The sequence below is a fragment of the Pseudomonas sp. X4 genome, assembly GCF_040784925.1.
Lineage (GTDB): Bacteria > Pseudomonadota > Gammaproteobacteria > Pseudomonadales > Pseudomonadaceae > Aquipseudomonas > Aquipseudomonas putida_Z.
This window is the reverse complement of sequence record NZ_CP160798.1, coordinates 3337723-3355726: the sequence shown is the minus strand read 5'-3', so window position 1 is coordinate 3355726 and position 18004 is coordinate 3337723. Positions and strand designations below refer to the sequence as shown.

General features: G+C 64.0%; 18 protein-coding genes. 7 read left to right on the top strand and 11 right to left on the bottom strand.

Going from position 1 to position 18004, the window contains the following annotated elements; genetic code table 11:
- The first annotated feature begins 167 nt into the window (after positions 1-167).
- Positions 168-1163: a catabolite repressor/activator gene (gene cra, locus ABX298_RS14910; RefSeq protein ID WP_075043797.1), complete on the top strand. Its 996-nt coding sequence runs from the start codon at positions 168-170 to the stop codon at positions 1161-1163.
- A 2-nt stretch (positions 1164-1165) separates the two neighbouring features.
- Positions 1166-1942: a TatD family hydrolase gene (locus tag ABX298_RS14905; RefSeq protein ID WP_286101062.1), complete on the top strand. Its 777-nt coding sequence runs from the start codon at positions 1166-1168 to the stop codon at positions 1940-1942.
- A 155-nt stretch (positions 1943-2097) separates the two neighbouring features.
- Here ABX298_RS14905 and ampE read toward each other — a convergent pair whose 3' ends face one another.
- The 3 genes from ampE to ABX298_RS14890 all read right to left on the bottom strand — a co-directional run bounded on the left by ampE (position 2098) and on the right by ABX298_RS14890 (position 5978).
- Positions 2098-2928: a regulatory signaling modulator protein AmpE gene (ampE, locus tag ABX298_RS14900; RefSeq protein ID WP_025337724.1), complete on the bottom strand. Its 831-nt coding sequence runs from the start codon at positions 2926-2928 to the stop codon at positions 2098-2100.
- A complete protein-coding gene (gene ampD, locus ABX298_RS14895) occupies positions 2925-3497 on the bottom strand; it encodes a 1,6-anhydro-N-acetylmuramyl-L-alanine amidase AmpD (protein ID WP_367393299.1) in 573 nt (190 codons plus the stop codon). The genes ampE and ampD overlap by 4 nt, the downstream gene beginning before the upstream one ends.
- 333 nt (positions 3498-3830) lie before the next feature.
- Entirely contained in the window at positions 3831-5978 is a 2148-nt protein-coding gene (locus tag ABX298_RS14890; RefSeq protein WP_367393298.1) for a DUF1631 domain-containing protein, read from the bottom strand.
- Between the two features lie 242 nt (positions 5979-6220).
- On the opposite strand from ABX298_RS14890, the gene nadC reads away from it, so the two are divergent.
- A complete protein-coding gene (gene nadC / locus ABX298_RS14885) occupies positions 6221-7069 on the top strand; it encodes a carboxylating nicotinate-nucleotide diphosphorylase (RefSeq protein WP_046616049.1) in 849 nt (282 codons plus the stop codon).
- 161 nt (positions 7070-7230) lie between these two features.
- Here the strand turns inward: nadC and trxB are convergent, their stop codons facing one another.
- A complete protein-coding gene (gene trxB / locus ABX298_RS14880) occupies positions 7231-8193 on the bottom strand; it encodes a thioredoxin-disulfide reductase (RefSeq protein WP_367393297.1) in 963 nt (320 codons plus the stop codon).
- Between the two features lie 330 nt (positions 8194-8523).
- Here trxB and cysZ point away from each other — a divergent pair, with 330 nt between their 5' ends.
- Positions 8524-9252, top strand: a complete 729-nt coding sequence (cysZ, locus tag ABX298_RS14875) for a sulfate transporter CysZ (protein WP_085587379.1) — start codon at positions 8524-8526, stop codon at positions 9250-9252.
- A 148-nt stretch (positions 9253-9400) separates the two neighbouring features.
- Here cysZ and ABX298_RS14870 read toward each other — a convergent pair whose 3' ends face one another.
- The gene (locus tag ABX298_RS14870; RefSeq protein WP_025337718.1) at positions 9401-10717 is read right to left on the bottom strand and encodes a PAS domain-containing methyl-accepting chemotaxis protein; all 1317 of its coding nucleotides are present in this window, start codon (positions 10715-10717) and stop codon (positions 9401-9403) included.
- 173 nt (positions 10718-10890) lie between these two features.
- On the opposite strand from ABX298_RS14870, the gene ABX298_RS14865 reads away from it, so the two are divergent.
- Positions 10891-12108, top strand: coding sequence for a glycosyltransferase family 4 protein (locus ABX298_RS14865; RefSeq protein WP_367393296.1), 1218 nt, complete (start codon positions 10891-10893; stop codon positions 12106-12108).
- A gap of 131 nt (positions 12109-12239) precedes the next feature.
- Here ABX298_RS14865 and ABX298_RS14860 read toward each other — a convergent pair whose 3' ends face one another.
- Positions 12240-12722, bottom strand: coding sequence for a glutathione peroxidase (locus ABX298_RS14860; protein WP_075043781.1), 483 nt, complete (start codon positions 12720-12722; stop codon positions 12240-12242).
- A 144-nt stretch (positions 12723-12866) separates the two neighbouring features.
- A complete protein-coding gene (locus tag ABX298_RS14855) occupies positions 12867-13352 on the bottom strand; it encodes a peptidylprolyl isomerase (RefSeq protein WP_003259610.1) in 486 nt (161 codons plus the stop codon).
- On the opposite strand from ABX298_RS14855, the gene ABX298_RS14850 reads away from it, so the two are divergent.
- A complete protein-coding gene (locus tag ABX298_RS14850) occupies positions 13351-13653 on the top strand; it encodes a DUF3565 domain-containing protein (RefSeq protein WP_015268965.1) in 303 nt (100 codons plus the stop codon). The two genes, ABX298_RS14855 and ABX298_RS14850, sit on opposite strands and share 2 nt — an antisense overlap.
- Positions 13654-13684: 31 nt before the next feature.
- Positions 13685-15772 (top strand): phosphate acetyltransferase, encoded by a 2088-nt coding sequence (gene pta / locus ABX298_RS14845; RefSeq protein ID WP_075043779.1) that lies wholly within the window; start codon positions 13685-13687, stop codon positions 15770-15772.
- 125 nt (positions 15773-15897) lie between these two features.
- On the opposite strand, the gene ABX298_RS14840 is transcribed toward pta, so the two are convergent.
- From ABX298_RS14840 to ABX298_RS14825, 4 genes are all read right to left on the bottom strand, one after another.
- Positions 15898-16617 (bottom strand): OmpA family protein, encoded by a 720-nt coding sequence (locus ABX298_RS14840; protein ID WP_013970946.1) that lies wholly within the window; start codon positions 16615-16617, stop codon positions 15898-15900.
- A gap of 108 nt (positions 16618-16725) precedes the next feature.
- Positions 16726-17370, bottom strand: a complete 645-nt coding sequence (locus ABX298_RS14835) for an MBL fold metallo-hydrolase (protein WP_367393295.1) — start codon at positions 17368-17370, stop codon at positions 16726-16728.
- Positions 17371-17388: 18 nt separating this feature from the next.
- The gene (locus ABX298_RS14830) at positions 17389-17736 is read right to left on the bottom strand and encodes a type II toxin-antitoxin system ChpB family toxin (protein WP_075043777.1); all 348 of its coding nucleotides are present in this window, start codon (positions 17734-17736) and stop codon (positions 17389-17391) included.
- Entirely contained in the window at positions 17733-17987 is a 255-nt protein-coding gene (locus ABX298_RS14825; RefSeq protein ID WP_013970943.1) for an AbrB/MazE/SpoVT family DNA-binding domain-containing protein, read from the bottom strand. The genes ABX298_RS14830 and ABX298_RS14825 overlap by 4 nt, the downstream gene beginning before the upstream one ends.
- Positions 17988-18004: the final 17 nt, after the last annotated feature.

The following is an 18004-nucleotide window of genomic DNA, read 5'->3' as shown; positions in this document are numbered from 1 at the left end:
AAACGATTAATCTGACCAGACGGCCACGTTACTCGATAATCTGCCGAGGAAAAAGCCCCATCCTGTCGGACAATTGCGACAATGGTCGTCTGCGCGTGGCGCCCTCGCCGGGTCAAACTACCCGGTCAGGGCTCACAGCCAGCCCCGGTAATAACAAGGAAAATTCGGTGAAACTCAGCGATATCGCCCGTCTGGCCGGTGTGTCCGTGACCACTGCCAGCTACGTCATCAATGGCAAGGCCGAACAGCAGCGCATCAGCAACAGCACTGTCGAGCGGGTACGCGCGGTGGTCGAGGCCCACGGCTTCACCCCCAACCCGCAGGCCGCTGGCCTGCGCAGCCGGCATACCCGCACCCTGGGCTTCATTCTCCCGGATCTGGAGAACCCCAGCTACGCCCGCATCGCCAAGCAGCTCGAACAAGGTGCCCGCGCCCGTGGCTACCAGTTGCTGATCGCCAGCAGCGACGACCAGCCCGACAGCGAGCGCCAGTTGCAGCAGCTGTTCCGCGCCCGCCGTTGCGATGCACTGTTCGTCGCCAGCTGCCTGCCGCCAGAGGACGACAGCTACCGCGAACTGCAGGACAAAGGCCTGCCGGTGATCGCCATCGACCGCCGCCTGGACCCTGCGCACTTCTGCTCGGTGATCAGCGACGACCGCGACGCCAGCCGCCAACTGGCCACCAGCCTGCTGAGCGCCGCCCCGCGCAGCATCGCGCTGATCGGCGCACGCCCCGAGCTGTCAGTCAGCCAGGCACGTGCCGGCGGCTTCGACGAAGCCCTGCAAGGCTATGCCGGCGAAGTTCGCCGCTATCAGGGCGAAGCGTTCAGCCGTGAGTGCGGCCAGCGCCTGATGCAACAGTTGATCGACGACCTTGGCGCCCTGCCAGATGCCCTGGTGACTACCTCCTACGTGCTGCTGCAAGGGGTGTTCGATACCCTGCAGGCGCGCCCTGCCGACTCGCGCCAGCTGCAGCTGGGTACCTTTGGCGACAACCAGTTGCTCGACTTCCTGCCGCTGCCAGTCAATGCCATGGCCCAGCAGCATGGCCTGATTGCCGCCACCGCCCTGGAACTGGCACTGGCCGCGATCGAGGACAAACGCTACGAACCTGGCGTGCATGCTGTCGGTCGAACGTTCAAGCAACGCATTACAGCGGCCTGAACATGCGCCTGATCGACACCCACACCCACCTGGACTTCCCCGACTTCGACGCCGACCGCCCGCGCCTGCTGGCCAACGCGGCGTCGCGCGGGGTTGAGCGGATGGTGGTGCTGGGGGTGTACCAGGCGAATTTCCAGCGGGTGTGGGACCTGGCCTGTGCCGACCAGCGCCTGTTCGCCGCGCTCGGCCTGCACCCGATCTACCTTGACCAGCATCGCCCGGAGCACCTGGCGCAGCTGCGCGAGTGGCTGGAGCGCCTGCACGGCGACCCACGGCTATGTGCCGTGGGCGAGTTTGGCCTGGACTATTACCTCGAAGACCTGGACAAGGCCCGCCAGCAGGTGCTGTTCGAAGCGCAACTGCAGATGGCCTGCGACTTCGAACTGCCCGCCCTGCTGCATGTGCGCCGCAGCCATGCGCAGGTGATCGCCACGCTCAAGCGCTACAAGCCAGCGCGGGCGGGGGTGATTCATGCGTTTGCCGGCAGTTACGAAGAGGCCCGTGAGTACATCAAGCTGGGCTTCCGGCTTGGGCTTGGCGGTGCGGGTACCTGGCCGCAGGCCCTACGGCTGCGCAAGACCCTGGCGCGGTTGCCGCTGGACAGCGTGGTGCTGGAGACCGATGCGCCGGACATGGCGCCGGTCATGTTCCCCAGGGTGAGGAACAGCCCGGAGCACCTGCCGGAAATTGCCGGGGCGCTGGCGCAGGTGATGGGAGTGGATGTCGCGGAGCTGGCTGAAGCCAGCACCCGCAATGCTTGCGAGTTGTTTGGCTGGTAAGTTCAAGGTGACCGCGATTTTTGTGGGAGCGGCCTTGTGTCGCGAAAGGGCTGCGTAGCAGCCCCGGACTTTCAGCCCCACCGCACGAATCACTGGGGCCGCTTTGCGGCCCTTTCGCGACACAAGGCCGCTCCCACAAAAGAATGCGCCTGGCTTCAGACAAGCACCGTCCACAGCGCAAAACCGGCATACCACAGCACCGCACAACGCAGCAGCAGCTCCCACAGGCTGTCCAGCCGCCCCAGCCCGCGCTGGCTGTCTTCTTCCTCGGGAATGTCATCGGCAATGCGCCCGACCCGGGCCACCAGGTGTGCGGCGCTGATGTGCCAGTTGAGCACCTCGTGCAGCATCACCCGGGTGACCGCGAGGAAGTTGCCGACCAGGGCAAAACTCAAGGCCAGCACCCGTACCGGCAGCCAGTCCATGATATGCCTGAGCTGCTCGGCACGAGCCTTCAACGTCGGTTGCTTGCTGTGTTCGCCACACAGCGCCAGCAGGCGGTAGGCCAGCGCGGCACCCGGGCCCAGCACGAAGTACCAGAAGATCACCGCGAAAAAGCCCTGGTACACCTGCCACAGCAGGTTGCCCTGCACCCGCACCAAAAGGCTGTGCGGTTCGTCGGCCGCCAGCCCCAGGTCGCGCTCGGCCACATGCAAAGCGGCCTGGTCATCACCGCGCCGCCAGGCATCGCGGAACGGCCCCAACGATGCCTTGGCATCGCCGCGGCCCAGGCTGTAGATCAGCACCAGCAGGTGCACCGGCAATGCCAGCAAGCCATACGCCACCGGGTCCAGCACATGCAGCAGCAACACCAGCAGCGCTACCGGTGCCAGTACCAGGATGGCCAGCGTCCACCACGGGTGCACCTTGCCGCTGCGCTCCAGGCGCACCAGTTCGCCAAGGAAGAACCCATCGCGCTGCACCTGATGGCGCAGGGCCGAGAACTTCTCGACCCACAGCGCCAGCAACAACACCAGAAAACTCATGCCTTGTCCTCGTTTTGCTGCAGCGCCTGTCGGTAGCGCGGCCAGTCGAAGGCCGGGCCGGGGTCGGTCTTGCGCTGCGGGGCAATGTCGCTGTGGCCCTGGATGCGGCCCAGGTCGATGGCCGGCCAGGCACCGCGGATGTGCCGGGTAAGTTGCTCCAGCACCCTGTACTGGGCATCGGTGTAAGGCAGATCGTCGGTGCCTTCCAGTTCGATGCCGATGGAGAAATCGTTACAGCCTTCACGCCCGTCGAAGCACGACACACCGGCGTGCCAGGCGCGGTCGAGCAACGACACGAACTGGGTCACCGCACCGTCACGCTCGACGAACAGGTGCGCCGACACGGTCAGGTGGTTGATGCTGGCGAAGTACGGGTGTTCGTCGGGGTCCAGGCGGTTCTGGAAGAATTGCTGGACCTTGCCGGTGCCGAAGCAGGCAGGCGGCAGGCTGATGTTGTGGATCACCAGCAGGGAAATCGATTCGCCTTCGGGGCGGGTATTGAAGTTCGGCGAGGGGCAGTGGGTGATTCCGATTCCGTGGAACCAGCCAGTGGCACGGTCCAATTGCATGGGGCAGATCCTGAAAACGCCGTGAACAGGTCAACAGTATGCCCTGCGGCCAACAGCGTTTGCATGTGAATGAATGTAATCCCGGCGGCACTCTCATAGAGCTGCACATAAATTATTGATTCAACAGGGTCTCTGTGGGAGCGGGTTCACCCGCGAACACCGGCGCAGCCGGTGCCAAGCACCGCGTTGGATTCTTCGCGGGTGAACCCGCTCCCACAGAGTAAGCGAACTGCCTGCCAACTCGGCTCTCTATGCAACAGCGCAGCACGAAGGACTGAGTGACCTCCCACAGAGATCGTGCCAGCTTGCAGATATTGCGCAAGACAGTTGTGCCTACCGCCGCAGCCTGTCGAGCACCGCCTCCAGCGCCCGCTCGAACAACAGCCCGTCATCCAGCACTCGCACGTCGCCTCGGTGCAGTGCCTGGGCCAGGCTGGCACCATTCCATTCGCGCACTTTCATGCCGGTGCGGTTGGCGAACACCAGCCGGTCGCTGCTGTCGATGCGTGCCACCAGTTTGCAACGCAACGCTTCGTCCTCGTCCAGCACCTCGACCCAGGTACCGATACGTAGGCGCTGCACCTGGCGCAGCGCCACAGCCTGCCCGTCGGCAAACTGCAACGGAGCACAAGCGGGTTCTTCAGCAATCGCCAGGACGATGTCCTCGTCCACCAGCACCTCGCTCAGGGGTTGGCCCTCACCACCGGACTGCATCGCGGTACCTGCGCAAGCACGCAGGTGCAGCTGCTCCAGTTGCAGGAAGAATTCGCGGGTCGCTGCCGAATCCAGGGCCACGCTGGACAGGCCATCGCGAAGTGCCTTGAGCAGGCCCGGTACCTGCTGCAGCAAGGTATGTGGCTCGTGCGGCGGGGTAATGCTGGCCAGCAGCGTGTCCATCGTCTGCAAGGCGTCTCGCCAGGCCTGGGATGCCTCGCCCTGCTTGAGCCAGGCCAGCAGCAGTACCTGGCTCCAGGCCTGCACCAGCATCTGTACCACCACCTGCGGCAATAACCGGCCGCGCAGCCGCTGGTTGAGTGCATGCTGCACCTGCTGCCTGGCCTGCAGGGCTCGGGCACGCCCTTCTTCGGCGTCGCGGGTACGTTGTTCAAGCAGCTCGTTGCGCCGCCGCTCGTCCTGGTTGAAAGCGAGGAAGTCTTCGAGCAGTTCGGCGAACAGGCTGGCATCTTCGGCAAAATCATTGAGCAGGCGCTGGACGATACGCTCAACCCGCAGGTGCAGGCTGTCGCGCATGCCGTCGCTGCCGCATTCCCAACCGATTGCCGCGCCAGCGATCTCGTTGAGCAGGCGGCGGGCCGGGTGGCTGGCCCGACTGAACAGCCCCTTGTCCAGCAGGGCTACCTTCAGCAGCGGAATATGCAGGCGCCCGATCAGCGCACGCAGGCTGGCCGGCAGGTTGTCGTCGTCCTGAATGAAGGCGAACAGCAGCCCAACCAGGTTGATCATGTCCTCGTCGGCCACGTCGATACGCCGGCGTGTGCCGCTGCGCACGCTGACCCGCAGCAGCAGTTGTTCAAGCTGTTGGCCAAGCTCGAAATCATCGGCCTCGTGGGTAGCGGGCACGTAGTGCTGCAAATGCGAAAGCAGGCGCAGCAGGTCGGCGGTGCTGATTGGCTGGGCGGCGGCCACCGCCTGCAAACGAGGCGCGAACTGCCCGCGCGCCGGGGCCAGCAGCGTTTGCAACGAGGCAAAGAACGCCTCCCCTGCCGCGTCCGCGCCCACCTCGTGCCCCAGGTTCGCCGGCCCGCGTCGTGCGTTCATGCGCCGGTCTTCGGCGCGCCGGCGCGGTGCCGTTGGCAACTCGGGCAACACACCGGCAGCGGCCAGCAACTGGTTGGCTTCGCCATAGATCACATCGGCATCGCGCAACACATAGCGCTCGAACAGTTTCAGCAGGACCAGCTTGACCCGCAGGCAAACCCCCAGGTTGCGGCCAGCGTCGAGGAAGTAGCCGCACAGCGCTGCGGGCCCCAGCGGGTTGTGCTGCTCGTGCAGGGGGCGGTCGAGCAGTACCTGCAAGCGCAGGCCCAGTTGCTGCAGGGCAATGCCGTCGCGTGACAGCACCCGCGCGACCATGCCTTCGATCGCGGCGGCCCGCTCCACCTGGGCCTTGCTGCGCAGGTTGCCCGGCTCGACCAGGTGCGCCAGCAGGTCGACCTGGCCGATACGGGCAAAGGCATCATAGAACGTGTCGAGAAAACCGCGCTCGATGCTCTTGCGCTTCAGGCGCAGGTCGCGCATGGCCTCGAAGTACAGGTTCTGGTCACTGCGGTCGAAGGCCTTGTCGGCCATCTCGAAGAGGGTGTCGTCGGCGTTGTCGAACAAGTCCTGCAGGCCCTGACGCAACTGCAAGGCGGCCTTGTCCCGCACCTGCAGGAGCAACACCGGAAGGCAAGGCAGAGGCGCACGCCCGCCTCGATCGATGGCTGCCGCCAAGGGCACCACCTTGCCTTCTTTTTGCATCCTGTACTCCTTGCAGGGTGTCTCGCCCGAAGGGGCTGAAGATCGTCAAAGTCATGACGCCAAATACTGGTCACCATTATCGGTAAAAACCCGCACAGCTGCCAGCGCCGTTTCACTGGCTGGCTAATGACCCTGATTTATCCCGCTTGCTCACACCGGCCGACCAAAGGTCATCGCCAAGGCGACTGTACACACCGGCCCCCTGCCCTATAATCGCCGGCATCTAGCTTGTGGAGCCGACCATGCCGAACCTACGCCTTGCCGACCTGACCGCTGAAATCGAAGCCAACGTGCGCCGTGCGCTGTTGGAGGACATCGGCAGTGGCGATATCACAGCGCAGCTGATCCCGGCGGAGCGCCTGGCCAAGGCGACCATCATCACCCGCGAAGACTGCGTGATCGCAGGCACCGCATGGGTCGATGCCGTATTCCGCCAACTCGACCCGCGCGTGGCCGTGCACTGGCAGGTGGCCGATGGCGAGCGCGCCACGGCCAACCAGCCGCTGTTCCATCTGGAGGGCCCCGCGCGTTCGCTGCTCAGTGGTGAGCGCAGTGCACTGAACTTCCTGCAGATGCTGTCGGGGGTCGCCACCCGTGCGCGCTTCCTGGCCGACCTGGTGGAAGGCACCCAGGTGCGCCTGCTGGACACCCGCAAGACCCTGCCGGGCCTGCGCCTGGCGCAAAAGTATGCAGTGACTTGCGGCGGTTGCGACAACCACCGCATCGGCCTGTACGACGCCTTCCTGATCAAGGAAAACCACATCGCCGCCAGCGGCGGCGTGGCCGCGGCCGTGGCGGCGGCGCATCGCATTGCGCCAGGCAAGCCGGTGGAAATCGAAGTGGAAAGCCTCGACGAACTGCGCCAGGCACTGGCCGCAGGTGCCGACATCATCATGCTCGACGAGCTGAACCTGGAAGAGATGCGCGAAGCAGTGCGCATTACCGCGGGCAAGGCCAAGCTGGAAGCCAGTGGCGGGGTCAACGAGACGACCTTGCGGGTGATTGCCGAGACTGGGGTGGACTACATCTCGATTGGTGCCATGACCAAGGATGTGAAGGCGGTGGACCTGTCGATGCGGTTGAGCCTGTGAGCTGATTGCAGGCATGAAAAAACCGGCCATTGAGCCGGTTTTTTTTGGGGGGCGCTTTGCGCCCCTTTCGCGACACAAGGCCGCTCCTACAGAGATCGCATACCCCTGTAGGAGCGGCCTTGTGTCGCGATGGGCTGCGCAGCAGCCCCGGCGATTCAGAATCAGAACGAAGCGTTGGCCAGCCCGTCCAGGTAACGCTCGACATCCAGCGCCGCCATGCAGCCCGCACCGGCCGAGGTAATGGCCTGGCGGTAAACGTGGTCAGCCACGTCACCGGCGGCGAACACGCCCTCGACGTTGGTGGCGGTGGCATTGCCTTCACGGCCACCGTTGACCACCAGGTAGCCGTCCTTGAGGGTCAGCTGGCCTTCGAACAGCGAGGTGTTCGGGGTGTGGCCAATGGCGATGAACACGCCGTCGACCTTGATTTCGTCACTGCTGCCGTCGTTGTTCTTCAGGCGCGCACCGGTCACGCCTATGTTGTCACCCAGCACTTCGTCCAGGGTGGCGTTGAGCTTGAGCTCGATCTTGCCTTCGGCCACACGGGCGTGCAGCTTGTCGACCAGGATCTTCTCGGCGCGGAAGGTATCGCGACGGTGTACCAGGGTCACCTTGCTGGCGATGTTGGCCAGGTACAGTGCCTCTTCCACGGCAGTGTTGCCGCCGCCCACCACGGCAACCGGCTTGTTGCGGTAGAAGAAGCCATCGCAGGTGGCGCAGGCCGAAACACCCTTGCCCATGAAGGTTTCTTCCGACGGCAGGCCCAGGTAGCGGGCGCTGGCGCCAGTGGCGATGATCAGCGCGTCGCAGGTGTATTTGCCGCTGTCACCCTGCAGGGTGAAGGGCTTGTTGGCCAGGTCGACGGCGTTGATGTGGTCGAAGACGATTTCGGTTTCGAAACGCTCGGCGTGCTCCTGCATGCGTTGCATCAGCGCCGGGCCGGTCAGGCCATGGGGGTCGCCCGGCCAGTTGTCGACTTCGGTGGTAGTGGTCAGCTGGCCGCCGGCCTGCATGCCGGTGATCAGCAGCGGCTTGAGGTTGGCACGGGCGGCATACACCGCGGCGCTGTAACCGGCAGGGCCGGAACCGAGAATGATGACGCGCGAATGACGTACTTCAGACATGTCGAACTCCTGTCGAGCGGGCCGCAGGGCCGGCATCGGTGTACCGGCTGCGCCAGCAGGAAAATTAAAAAGGACCCACGCAGCACTTGGGGAAGTGCTACAACGCGCAGGCCCAGAAAGCGGAAAGTTGAGCGCACTGTAGCGAGGTCGCAAAGATTAAGGAAATATCCTTCGACAATCCACCTCATAGGCATCGTCTATTCAGCGATTTCATCGATAGCCAAGCCCTGCTGCTTTTGTTACAGCCCGTTTCCCGCCCGCTGCCCGCCTTTCGTCGGCGCGGCAAACTCGGTAAGGTCAGCGCGTTTTCCTTCTCTGCGGAGTCTCTCGATGCAAGCCCCTGTCCTCTCTGGCCCCCAGTACCTGCGCGAAGGCCTGAAACTGGTGCTGAGCCCCAACCTGCGGTTGTTCGTGCTGCTGCCGCTGGCGGTAAACCTGCTGCTGTTCGGCGGCCTGATCTACTTCGCAGGGCATCAATTCGACCTTTGGCTTGATGCCCTGATGCCGACGCTGCCGGATTGGTTGAGCTTCCTCAGCTACATTCTCTGGCCGCTGTTCGTTGCCTTGTTGGTGCTGATGGTGTTCTTCACCTTCACCTTGGTAGCCAACATCATTGCCGCGCCTTTCAATGGTTTCCTGGCGGAAAAGGTCGAGGTGGTGGTGCGTGGGCAGGACAACTTCCCGGCATTCAGCTGGGGCGAACTGGTGGCCATGGTGCCACGTACCTTCGGCCGTGAAATGCGCAAGCTGGGCTACTTCCTGCCACGGGCAATTGGCCTGTTCATCCTGTCGCTGATCCCGGTGGTCAACGTGGTGGCGGCGCCGCTTTGGCTGATCTTCGGGGTGTGGATGATGGCTATCCAGTACATCGACTACCCGGCGGACAACAACAAGATGAGCTGGCAGGACATGCTCGCCTGGCTGCGCCAGAAACGCTGGCAGAGCCTGGGCTTTGGCGGCATTACCTACCTGGCGTTGATGATCCCGCTGGTGAACGTGCTGATGATGCCGGCGGCGGTGGCCGGGGCCACGTTGTTCTGGGTGCGGGAACGGAACTGATCCCTGTTGATGCTCCAATTGCCGGGGCCGCTCTGCGGCCCATCGCCGGCAAGCCAGGCTCCCACAGATAAGGCGCATGGCTTGAATACGATGCGGTCCGGGTGGGAGCTGGCTTGCCGGCGATGGGCTGCGCAGCAGCCCCAGCTTTTTACTGCCCCAACCGGCTGGAAAACTGCCCCACCACATCCACCACCCGCTTGGCCCCGTCCTGGATCTCGACAATCACGCTCCCTGTCTCGTCCGCCAGCGCCAGCCCCTGCTCGGCCTGGCGCTTGCTGGTGTCGATGATCGCCACTGCCGCCTGGGCCAGTTGCTCGTTCTGCTGCACCACCCGGGCGATTTCCTCGGTGGCGGTGCTGGTGCGCGAGGCCAGCTGGCGCACTTCATCGGCAACCACGGCAAACCCCCGCCCCTGCTCGCCGGCGCGGGCCGCTTCGATGGCCGCGTTCAGCGCCAGCAGGTTGGTCTGCCCGGCAATGTCGCTGATGGTCTTGATGATCGAGCCAATCACCCGCGATTGGGTATCCAGCGCCTGGATGCCCTCTGCCGCCTCTTGCATCGAAGCTTCCAGCCCGCGCATCACGCTGACGCTCTGGGTGACGACATCGGTGGCCTTGCGGGCGCTGGCATCGGTACCCAGCGAGGTGTTGTAGGCAACATCCGCCGCCTCGGCCACCGCCTGCTCCTGGTTGACCTGCTCGGTGATGACGGTGGCGAACTTGACCACCTTGTACAGCACGTCATGGGCATCGAAGATGGGGTTGTACGAAGCTTCCAGCCAGACCACCCGGCCATGGGCATCGATACGTTTGAAGCGGTCGGCAACGTACTCGCCACGGCGCAGCTTGTCCCAGAACGCCTGGTAACCGGCCGAGTTGGCCTCCTCCGGCTCGCAGAACATGCGGTGATGCTTGCCACGGATCTGCTCCAGGCGGTAACCGACGGTGGCCAGGAAGCGTTCGTTGGCGGTGAGCACGGTGCCGTCGAGATCGAACTCGATCACGGCGGTGGAGCGCATCAGCGCCTTGATCAGGCTTTCGTGCTCGCGGGAGGTCTCGATGGTGCGGGTAAGGTCGCTGGAGTGCAGCGTGAAATACTTGATGCGCCCTTCGCTGTTCTTGACCGGCTGCAGGATCGACCGTAACCAGGCCTCCTGGCCATTGCCGCGCAGCAGGCGGAATGCACCGTTCAGGTGTTCACCGCGGCTGATCGCGCCTTTCATGCGCTGGTAGAAATCCAGCGTCTTCACATGGGCGGGGACGATGTCCTCGATGTTGCGCCCAAGCAATTGTTCGGCACGGTAGAGCATCTCGCTCTCGAAGTTGCCGTTGACCATCTCGATCCGCCCCTGGGGGTCGAGCTGCAGTACCAGCATCTCGCTGTCGAGGCTACTCTTGACCTGTTCGATGGACATCAGGTCTTCGCGCAACTGCCGGATTTCTTGCTTGAGCTTGTTGTTGAACATCACCGCTCTCCTGGAGCGCATCGTCGAATGCATCTTCATCGGCTGCCGGTGCCCCCTCTTGAGCACCCTTGCAAGGAAAAATTCACAAGGCGAAAAGCGTCGGCGATCAGGCGTCATCTGTACGTCACATGGCAGTCACATTGGCGCAATCCAGCAGGCGGACACTTTTTGTCATGAATACACCCGCCCTACGCATTACCCTGGTCAGCGAAACCTTCCCACCCGAGATCAACGGCGTGGCCAATACCCTTGGCCGGCTCAGCGAAGGGTTGCGCCAACGCGGCCATGAGATCGAAGTGGTGCGCCCGCGCCAGGCCGGTGAAGCCCCCCTGCACAACGACCCGAACCTGATGCTGTGCCGTGGCTGGCCCCTGCCTGGTTACCCGGGCTTGCAATGGGGCGAGGTGTCGATGCACAAGCTGTTGCGCCGCTGGCGACGGCAGCGCCCGGATGTGCTGTACATCGCCACCGAGGGGCCGCTTGGGCTCAGCGCACTGCGCGCGGCCCGGCGTCTGGGGGTAGCGGTGGTCAGCGGCTTCCACACCAACTTCCCGCAGTATTCCGGCCAGTACGGGTTGGGCCTGCTGACGCGCCTGCTCACCAACTACCTGCGCTGGTTCCATCGGCGCACGGCGACCACTCTGGTACCCAGCCTCAGTCAGCGCCTGGAGCTAGAACGTCGCGGTTTCGAACGCCTGGAGCTACTGGCCCGGGGGGTCGATGCCTGCCTGTTCAACCCGGCCCGGCGCAGCCCCGCATTACGGGAAAGCTGGGGGCTCGGCCCTGACGACATCGCCGTGCTGCATGTCGGGCGGCTGGCGGCAGAAAAGAACCTGGGTTTGTTGCGGCCAAGCCTGGAGGCCCTGCAGAAAACTTATCCACACAAACGCCTGCGCCTGATCATGGTGGGTGACGGCCCGCAGCGTGCCGCCCTCGAACAGCAGGTACCGGATGCCGTGTTCTGCGGCGCCCAGCGAGGCGAGCTACTGGCCGAACACTACGCCAGCGGTGACCTGTTCCTGTTTCCGAGCCTGACCGAAACCTTTGGCAATGTGGTGCTCGAAGCCATGGCCTCGGGGTTGGCGGTGGTCGCCTATGACGAGGCGGCCGCCGCGCAGCATATTCGCCATGGCCATAGCGGTGCGCTGGCCATGCCGGGGGATCAGGCGGCTTTCATCGATGCAGCGTGCTGGTTGCTGGAGGAAGAAGAGACGTTACGGCGGGTGCGCCTGAATGCGAGAAAGCATGCCAGCCGCCAGGGCTGGCCGGCGATTGTCGAGCAGTTCGAGGGGTATCTGTTCTGTGCCTGTCGGCAAACCGGCTCAGCTGTTGAAAAAACCAAGAGCGCTACGCTGGTGATCAAGCCTGGCTCGACAGCACCTCGCGGCTGAGCGATCGCCGGGGCGCTTCGCGCCCATCGCCGGCAAGCCAGCTCCCACAGGGATCGCAGGAACCTTGAGCCTGACGCTGTACCTGTGGGAGCTGGCTTGCCGGCGATGGGCCGCAAAGCGGCCAGTGATAATCAGGTCAATGCCTTCTCGATAGCCTGTACCACCACTGGATCATCCGGTGCCGTGCGCGGCGAAAAACGCGCCAGTACCCGCCCGTCCTTGCCCACCAGGAACTTCTCGAAGTTCCAGGTAATGTCCCCCGGGAACTCCGCACCCTCACCCGCCAGCAGGCGGTACAGCGAGTGGCGCTGCGGCCCGTTGACCTCCAGCTTGCCACCCAGCGGGAAGCTCACCCCGTAGTTGAGGCTGCAGAACTCCTGGATTTCCTTTTCGCTGCCAGGCTCCTGGCCGGCAAACTGGTTGCACGGCAGGCCAAGCACGTTGAAGCCCTTGTCCTTGTAAACCTGGTAGAGGTTCTCCAGGGCCTTGTATTGCGGCGTGAGACCACACTTGGAGGCAACGTTGACCACCAGCACCACTTGGCCCTTGAACGGTGCGAGGGGCAGCTCCCCGCCGTTCAACGCGTCCAGTTTCAGGTCGTGAAATGCACTCATGATGAATCCCCTCTCAGGTTCCCGGTTGCCGCGCAGGTGAATTCCGCCCACTAAAAAGGCGCTCGTCCAAACCGTCCACCTCCCGTAGGAAGGCAAATCGGCTTGCCCGAGCGCCTGGCGACTTTCTGAGCTTAGCGCAGAAAATCAGTGGTGATGGCCACCTTCACCGTGGATGTGGCGGTGAGCGATTTCTTCGTCGCTGGCATCACGCACGTTGACTACCTTGACCTGGAAGGTCAGGCGCTGGCCGGCCAGCGGGTGGTTGCCGTCGACGGTCACGTCGTCGCCGTCGATGTCGCGGATGGTGACGATCTGCATCTGGCCATCCGGCGCCGAAGCGTGGAACTGCATGCCCACTTCCAACTCGTCGACACCTTCGAACAGGCTGCGGTTCAGGGTGCTGACCAGCTCGGCCAGGTATTCGCCGTAGGCATCTTCCGGCTCGATGGAAACGTTCAGCTCGTCACCGGCCTGCTTGCCTTCCAGGGCTTTTTCCAGGCCCGGGATGATGTTGCCGGCACCGTGCAGGTAAACCAGCGGTGCACCGCCGGCGGAGCTGTCGATGGTCTCCCCGGCGTCGTTGGTCAGGGTATAGTCGATGGAGACAGCCTTGTTGGCGGCGATCAGCATGGGGCAAGACCTTTTGCAAAAGTATGTAGAGCGGACAAGTGTAACCAAGCCATCGCCCGATTGCGAACGCACTGCGGACGAGCAACGGCCCATCAGTCGGATCACCGGCTTCCACCAGGACGAAGAGGGCCACTGGGTGGCCGAACTGTCCTGCGGCCACACCCAGCACCTGCGCCACCAGCCGCCGTGGCAGGCACGCCCCTGGGTGCTCGACCCGGCCCAGCGCGCGCAACGCATCGGCCAGCCTTTCGCTTGCGGCTGGTGCGCACAAGGCGCCGATAGCGCTACCCTTGGCCGTTAATTTCTTGCACCGCTTATTTCGAGAAGCACGCATGCAGACATTTTTCATTGCGCCGACCGATTTCGGTGTCGGCCTGACCTCCATCAGCCTGGGCCTGGTGCGCACCCTGGAGCGCGCCGGGCTGAAGGTCGGCTTCTTCAAGCCGATCGCCCAGCCGCACCCGGGTGACACCGGCCCCGAACGCTCCACCGAGCTGGTCGCCCGCACCCACGGCATCAAGCCCCCGGTGCCGCTGAGCCTGGCCCACGTCGAGCGCATGCTCGGCGATGGCCAGCTGGACGAATTGCTCGAAGAAATCATCCGCCTGTACCAGCAAGCCTGCATCGGCAACGACGTGGTGGTGGTCGAGGGCATGGTGCCCACACGCCACGCCAGCTATGCGGCGCGGGTCAACCTGCACCTGGCCAAGAGCCTGGATGCCGAGGTGATACTGGTATCTGCACCGGAAAACGAAGTGCTCAGCGAGTTGTCCGGCCGGGTCGAACTGCAGGCCCAGCTGTTCGGCGGCCCGCGCGACCCGAAAGTGCTCGGGGTAATCCTCAACAAGGTGCGCACCGACGAAAGCATGGCGGACTTTTCCACCCGCCTGCGCGAGCACTCGCCGCTGCTGCGCGGCAACGACTTCCGCCTGCTGGGCTGCATCCCCTACCAGCCCGAACTGAACGCCCCGCGCACCCGCGACGTGGCCGACCTGCTCGGTGCCCAGGTGCTCAATGCCGGTGATTACGAGCAGCGGCGCATGAGCAAGATCATCATCTGCGCGCGCACCGTGGCCAACACGGTACCGCTGCTTACCTCGGGTACCCTGGTGGTGACCCCGGGCGACCGCGACGACATCATCCTCGCCGTCAGCCTGGCGGCAATCAACGGCGTACCGCTGGCCGGCCTGCTGCTGACCAGCGACGGCAAGCCAGACCCACGCATCCTGGGCTTGTGCCGCGGCGCCCTGCAGGCTGGCCTGCCGATCCTGTCGGTCAGTACCGGCTCGTACGACACCGCCAACCAGCTCAACTCGCTGAACCGCGAAATCCCGGTGGACGACCGCGAGCGCGCCGAATTCATCACCGACTTCGTCGCCAGCCACCTCGACGCCGCCTGGCTGCACCAGCGTTGCGGTACCCCGCGCGAACTGCGCCTGTCGCCGGCAGTGTTCCGCTACCAGCTGATCCAGCGGGCGCAGCAGGCCAACAAGCGCATCGTCCTGCCGGAAGGCGCCGAGCCGCTGCTGGTGCAGGCAGCCGCCATCTGCCAGGCCCGCGGCATTGCCCGCTGCGTGCTGCTGGCCAAGCCCGAGGATGTCGATGCCGTGGCGCGCGCCCAGGGCATCACCTTGCCGCCGGGCCTGGAAATCCTCGACCCCGAGGTGATTCGCGGGCGCTATGTGGAGCCGATGGTCGAGCTGCGCAAGAGCAAGAACCTCAATGCACCAATGGCCGAGCAGCAACTGGAAGACCCGGTGGTGATCGGAACCATGATGCTGGCCCTGGACGAAGTGGATGGCCTGGTCTCGGGCCTGGTGCACTCCACCGCCAACACCATCCGGCCGGCCCTGCAGCTGATCAAGACCGCACCGGGTTCGAGCCTGGTGTCGTCGGTGTTCTTCATGCTGTTCCCCGAGCAGGTGCTGGTGTACGGCGACTGCGTGATGAACCCGCACCCGAGCGCTGTCGAACTGGCCGAGATCGCCCGGCAGAGTGCCGAATCGGCGCAGGCCTTCGGCATCGCGCCACGGGTGGCGATGATCAGTTATTCAAGCGATTCGGCCAGCGACGAGGAAGTCGAGAAAGTTCGCGAAGCGACCCGCCTGGCACAGGGCGCGGCGCAGGAGCTGCTGATTGATGGGCCGTTGCAGTATGACGCGGCGGCCAACCCGGCGATTGCACGGGAGCTGGCGCCGGGCAGCCCGGTAGCCGGGCGGGCGACGGTATTCGTGTTCCCTGACCTGAATACCGGCAACACGACCCACAAGGCGGTGCAACGCAGCACTGACGGGGTCAGCCTGGGGCCGATGCTGCAAGGGTTGCGCAAGCCGGTAAACGACTTGCCGCGCGGGGCTCAGGTTGACGATATCGTGCATACCATTGCCCTGACGGCGATTCAGGCCAGCGTGGTGGGCTAAAAGCTGGGGCTGCTTTGCAGCCCCTGTGGGAGCGGGTTCACCCGCGAAGAATGCGACGCGGTGTTTGGCACCGGCTATGCCGGTGTTCGCGGGTGAACCCGCTCCCACAGGGTTACTCTGATCGATCAGGGATACTGCTGAACCTGACCTTGCTGGTCATACTGCTGACCCGGAATCGGTTTCAGGTTCACTTCCACCCGGCGGTTCTGCGCGCGGCCATTGGCGTCGGCGTTGCTGGCGATCGGCTGGTCCGGGCCCATGCCACGTACGGTGATACGCGAGGCATCCACACCCTGCGAGGTCAGGTAGGTGCTGACCGCCTGCGCACGGCGCTGGGACAGGTCCATGTTGTGCTGGCGGCTGCCAGTGCTGTCGGTGAAGCCGACCACTTCGATGGTGTTCTGGTTGAACTGCTTGAACGAGCCGGCCAGGTTGTTCAGCGGCGAGTAGAAGCTTGGCGCGATGTTGGCCGAGTCGGTGGCGAAGGTGATGTTGCCCGGCATGATCAGCTTGATCTGGTCACCCTGGCGCTGCACTTCCACGCCGGTGTTGGCCATCTGCGCGCGCAGCTCGGCTTCCTGCTTGTCGGCGTAGTAGCCATAACCGGCTGCGGCGGCACCTACGGCGGCAGCACCGATCAGTGCACCCTTGCCACGGTTGTTGTGGTCGATGGCGGCACCGGCGATAGCACCGGCCAGCGCGCCCAGGCCGCCGTACTTGGCGGTCTTGCTCATCCCCGTGGAGCCCTGCGCCTGCCCCTGGCTGTCATAAGGGTTCTGCCCGGCACAGCCGGTCATCAGGGCAGCGGCGGTTGCGACGATAATCAGACGACGCATGGTGAACATGGACAAGCTCCTACTGAATTCATGAATGCGGCAGATCATAAAGGGATCTATGCCAGCCTTGGATTGCAACGGCAACGAAAAATTCCGTGAAAGTGCCTTCATGTGCCATCAGGCACGCACGAAGGGGTTTTCGCGCATTTCGTCGCCCAGGCGGGTATCAGGCCCGTGGCCGGTCACCACGAGGGCCTCCTCGTCCAGCCGGTACAGCCGCTCCTTGATCGAACGGACGATGGCCCGCTGGTCGCCACCCCACAAATCGGTACGGCCAATGCCACGGCGGAACAGGGTATCGCCGGCGATCAGCAGCTTGGCGTCGGCAAACCAGAAGCTCATCGAGCCAGGCGTGTGGCCTGGCGTATGCAGGGCCACGCCACAACCGCAGGCCAGCTCCTCGTCATCCCCCAGCCAGCGGTCTGGCGCAGGTACCGGGGTGTAGGGCACGCCGAACATCTGGCACTGCATTTCCAGGTTGTCCCACAGCGCCCGGTCGTCCTTGTGCAGGTGCAGCGTTGCGCCGGTCAGTTCCTTGAGCTTGCCCGAGGCAAGGAAGTGATCGAAGTGAGCGTGAGTGTGGATGATGCTCACCAGCGTCAGCCCGTGGGCCTGCAGGCGGGCAAGGATCTTGTCCGGGTCACCGCCCGGGTCGACGACGATGGCCTTTTTGGTAAGCGGGTCGCCGATCAGGGTGCAGTTGCACTGCAGGGGGCCTACGGGGAAGGTTTCGCGGATGAGCGCTGACGATGGATTCTGCATAGGGAATACGGGAACCGGTTAATCGAAGAGGGTCTGTACGCGAGCCAGTGCATCAAGGATGACGACCTCGGGTACCGACTCTATGCGTTTGGCAAATCTGGCTTCAAGGTCGACTGTGCGCACCTGATTGCAGAGCATCACGCCCTGAGTCTGCGTACCCGCACCGCTGAGCGTGACGGCGAAACCCGCATGCCTGGCAAAATCGCCACCTTGAGTGATCGGCACTACCACAGCCAGGCCTGACGCATTGAACGCAGCTGGAGTGAGCACCAGCGCAGGTCGCCCGGCCCCCTGCTGCTCCCGTCCAACAGTCGGATCGAGATTGACGCGAACGATATCGCCCCTGGCGAACTTCACCCGTTTCACACTTCACGCCCTACTGGTGGCATCGCGTTCCAGTCGGCCATGTCCTCTGGCTCCGGTGCATCCAGATCGCACTGGGCCATCAGCTCTTCAAGGGTGTATTTGGGTTTCGACCTGACGGGTTTGAGCACCATGGTCTCACCCGCGGTGTCCAGGCTCAAGGTAGAGCCGACACCGAGACGCATCTGTTTGAGCACTGCAGCCGGCAAGCGAATCGCGGCGCTGTTACCCCACTGTTGAATCTTGATCTGCATGAGTATCTCCCAAGGTA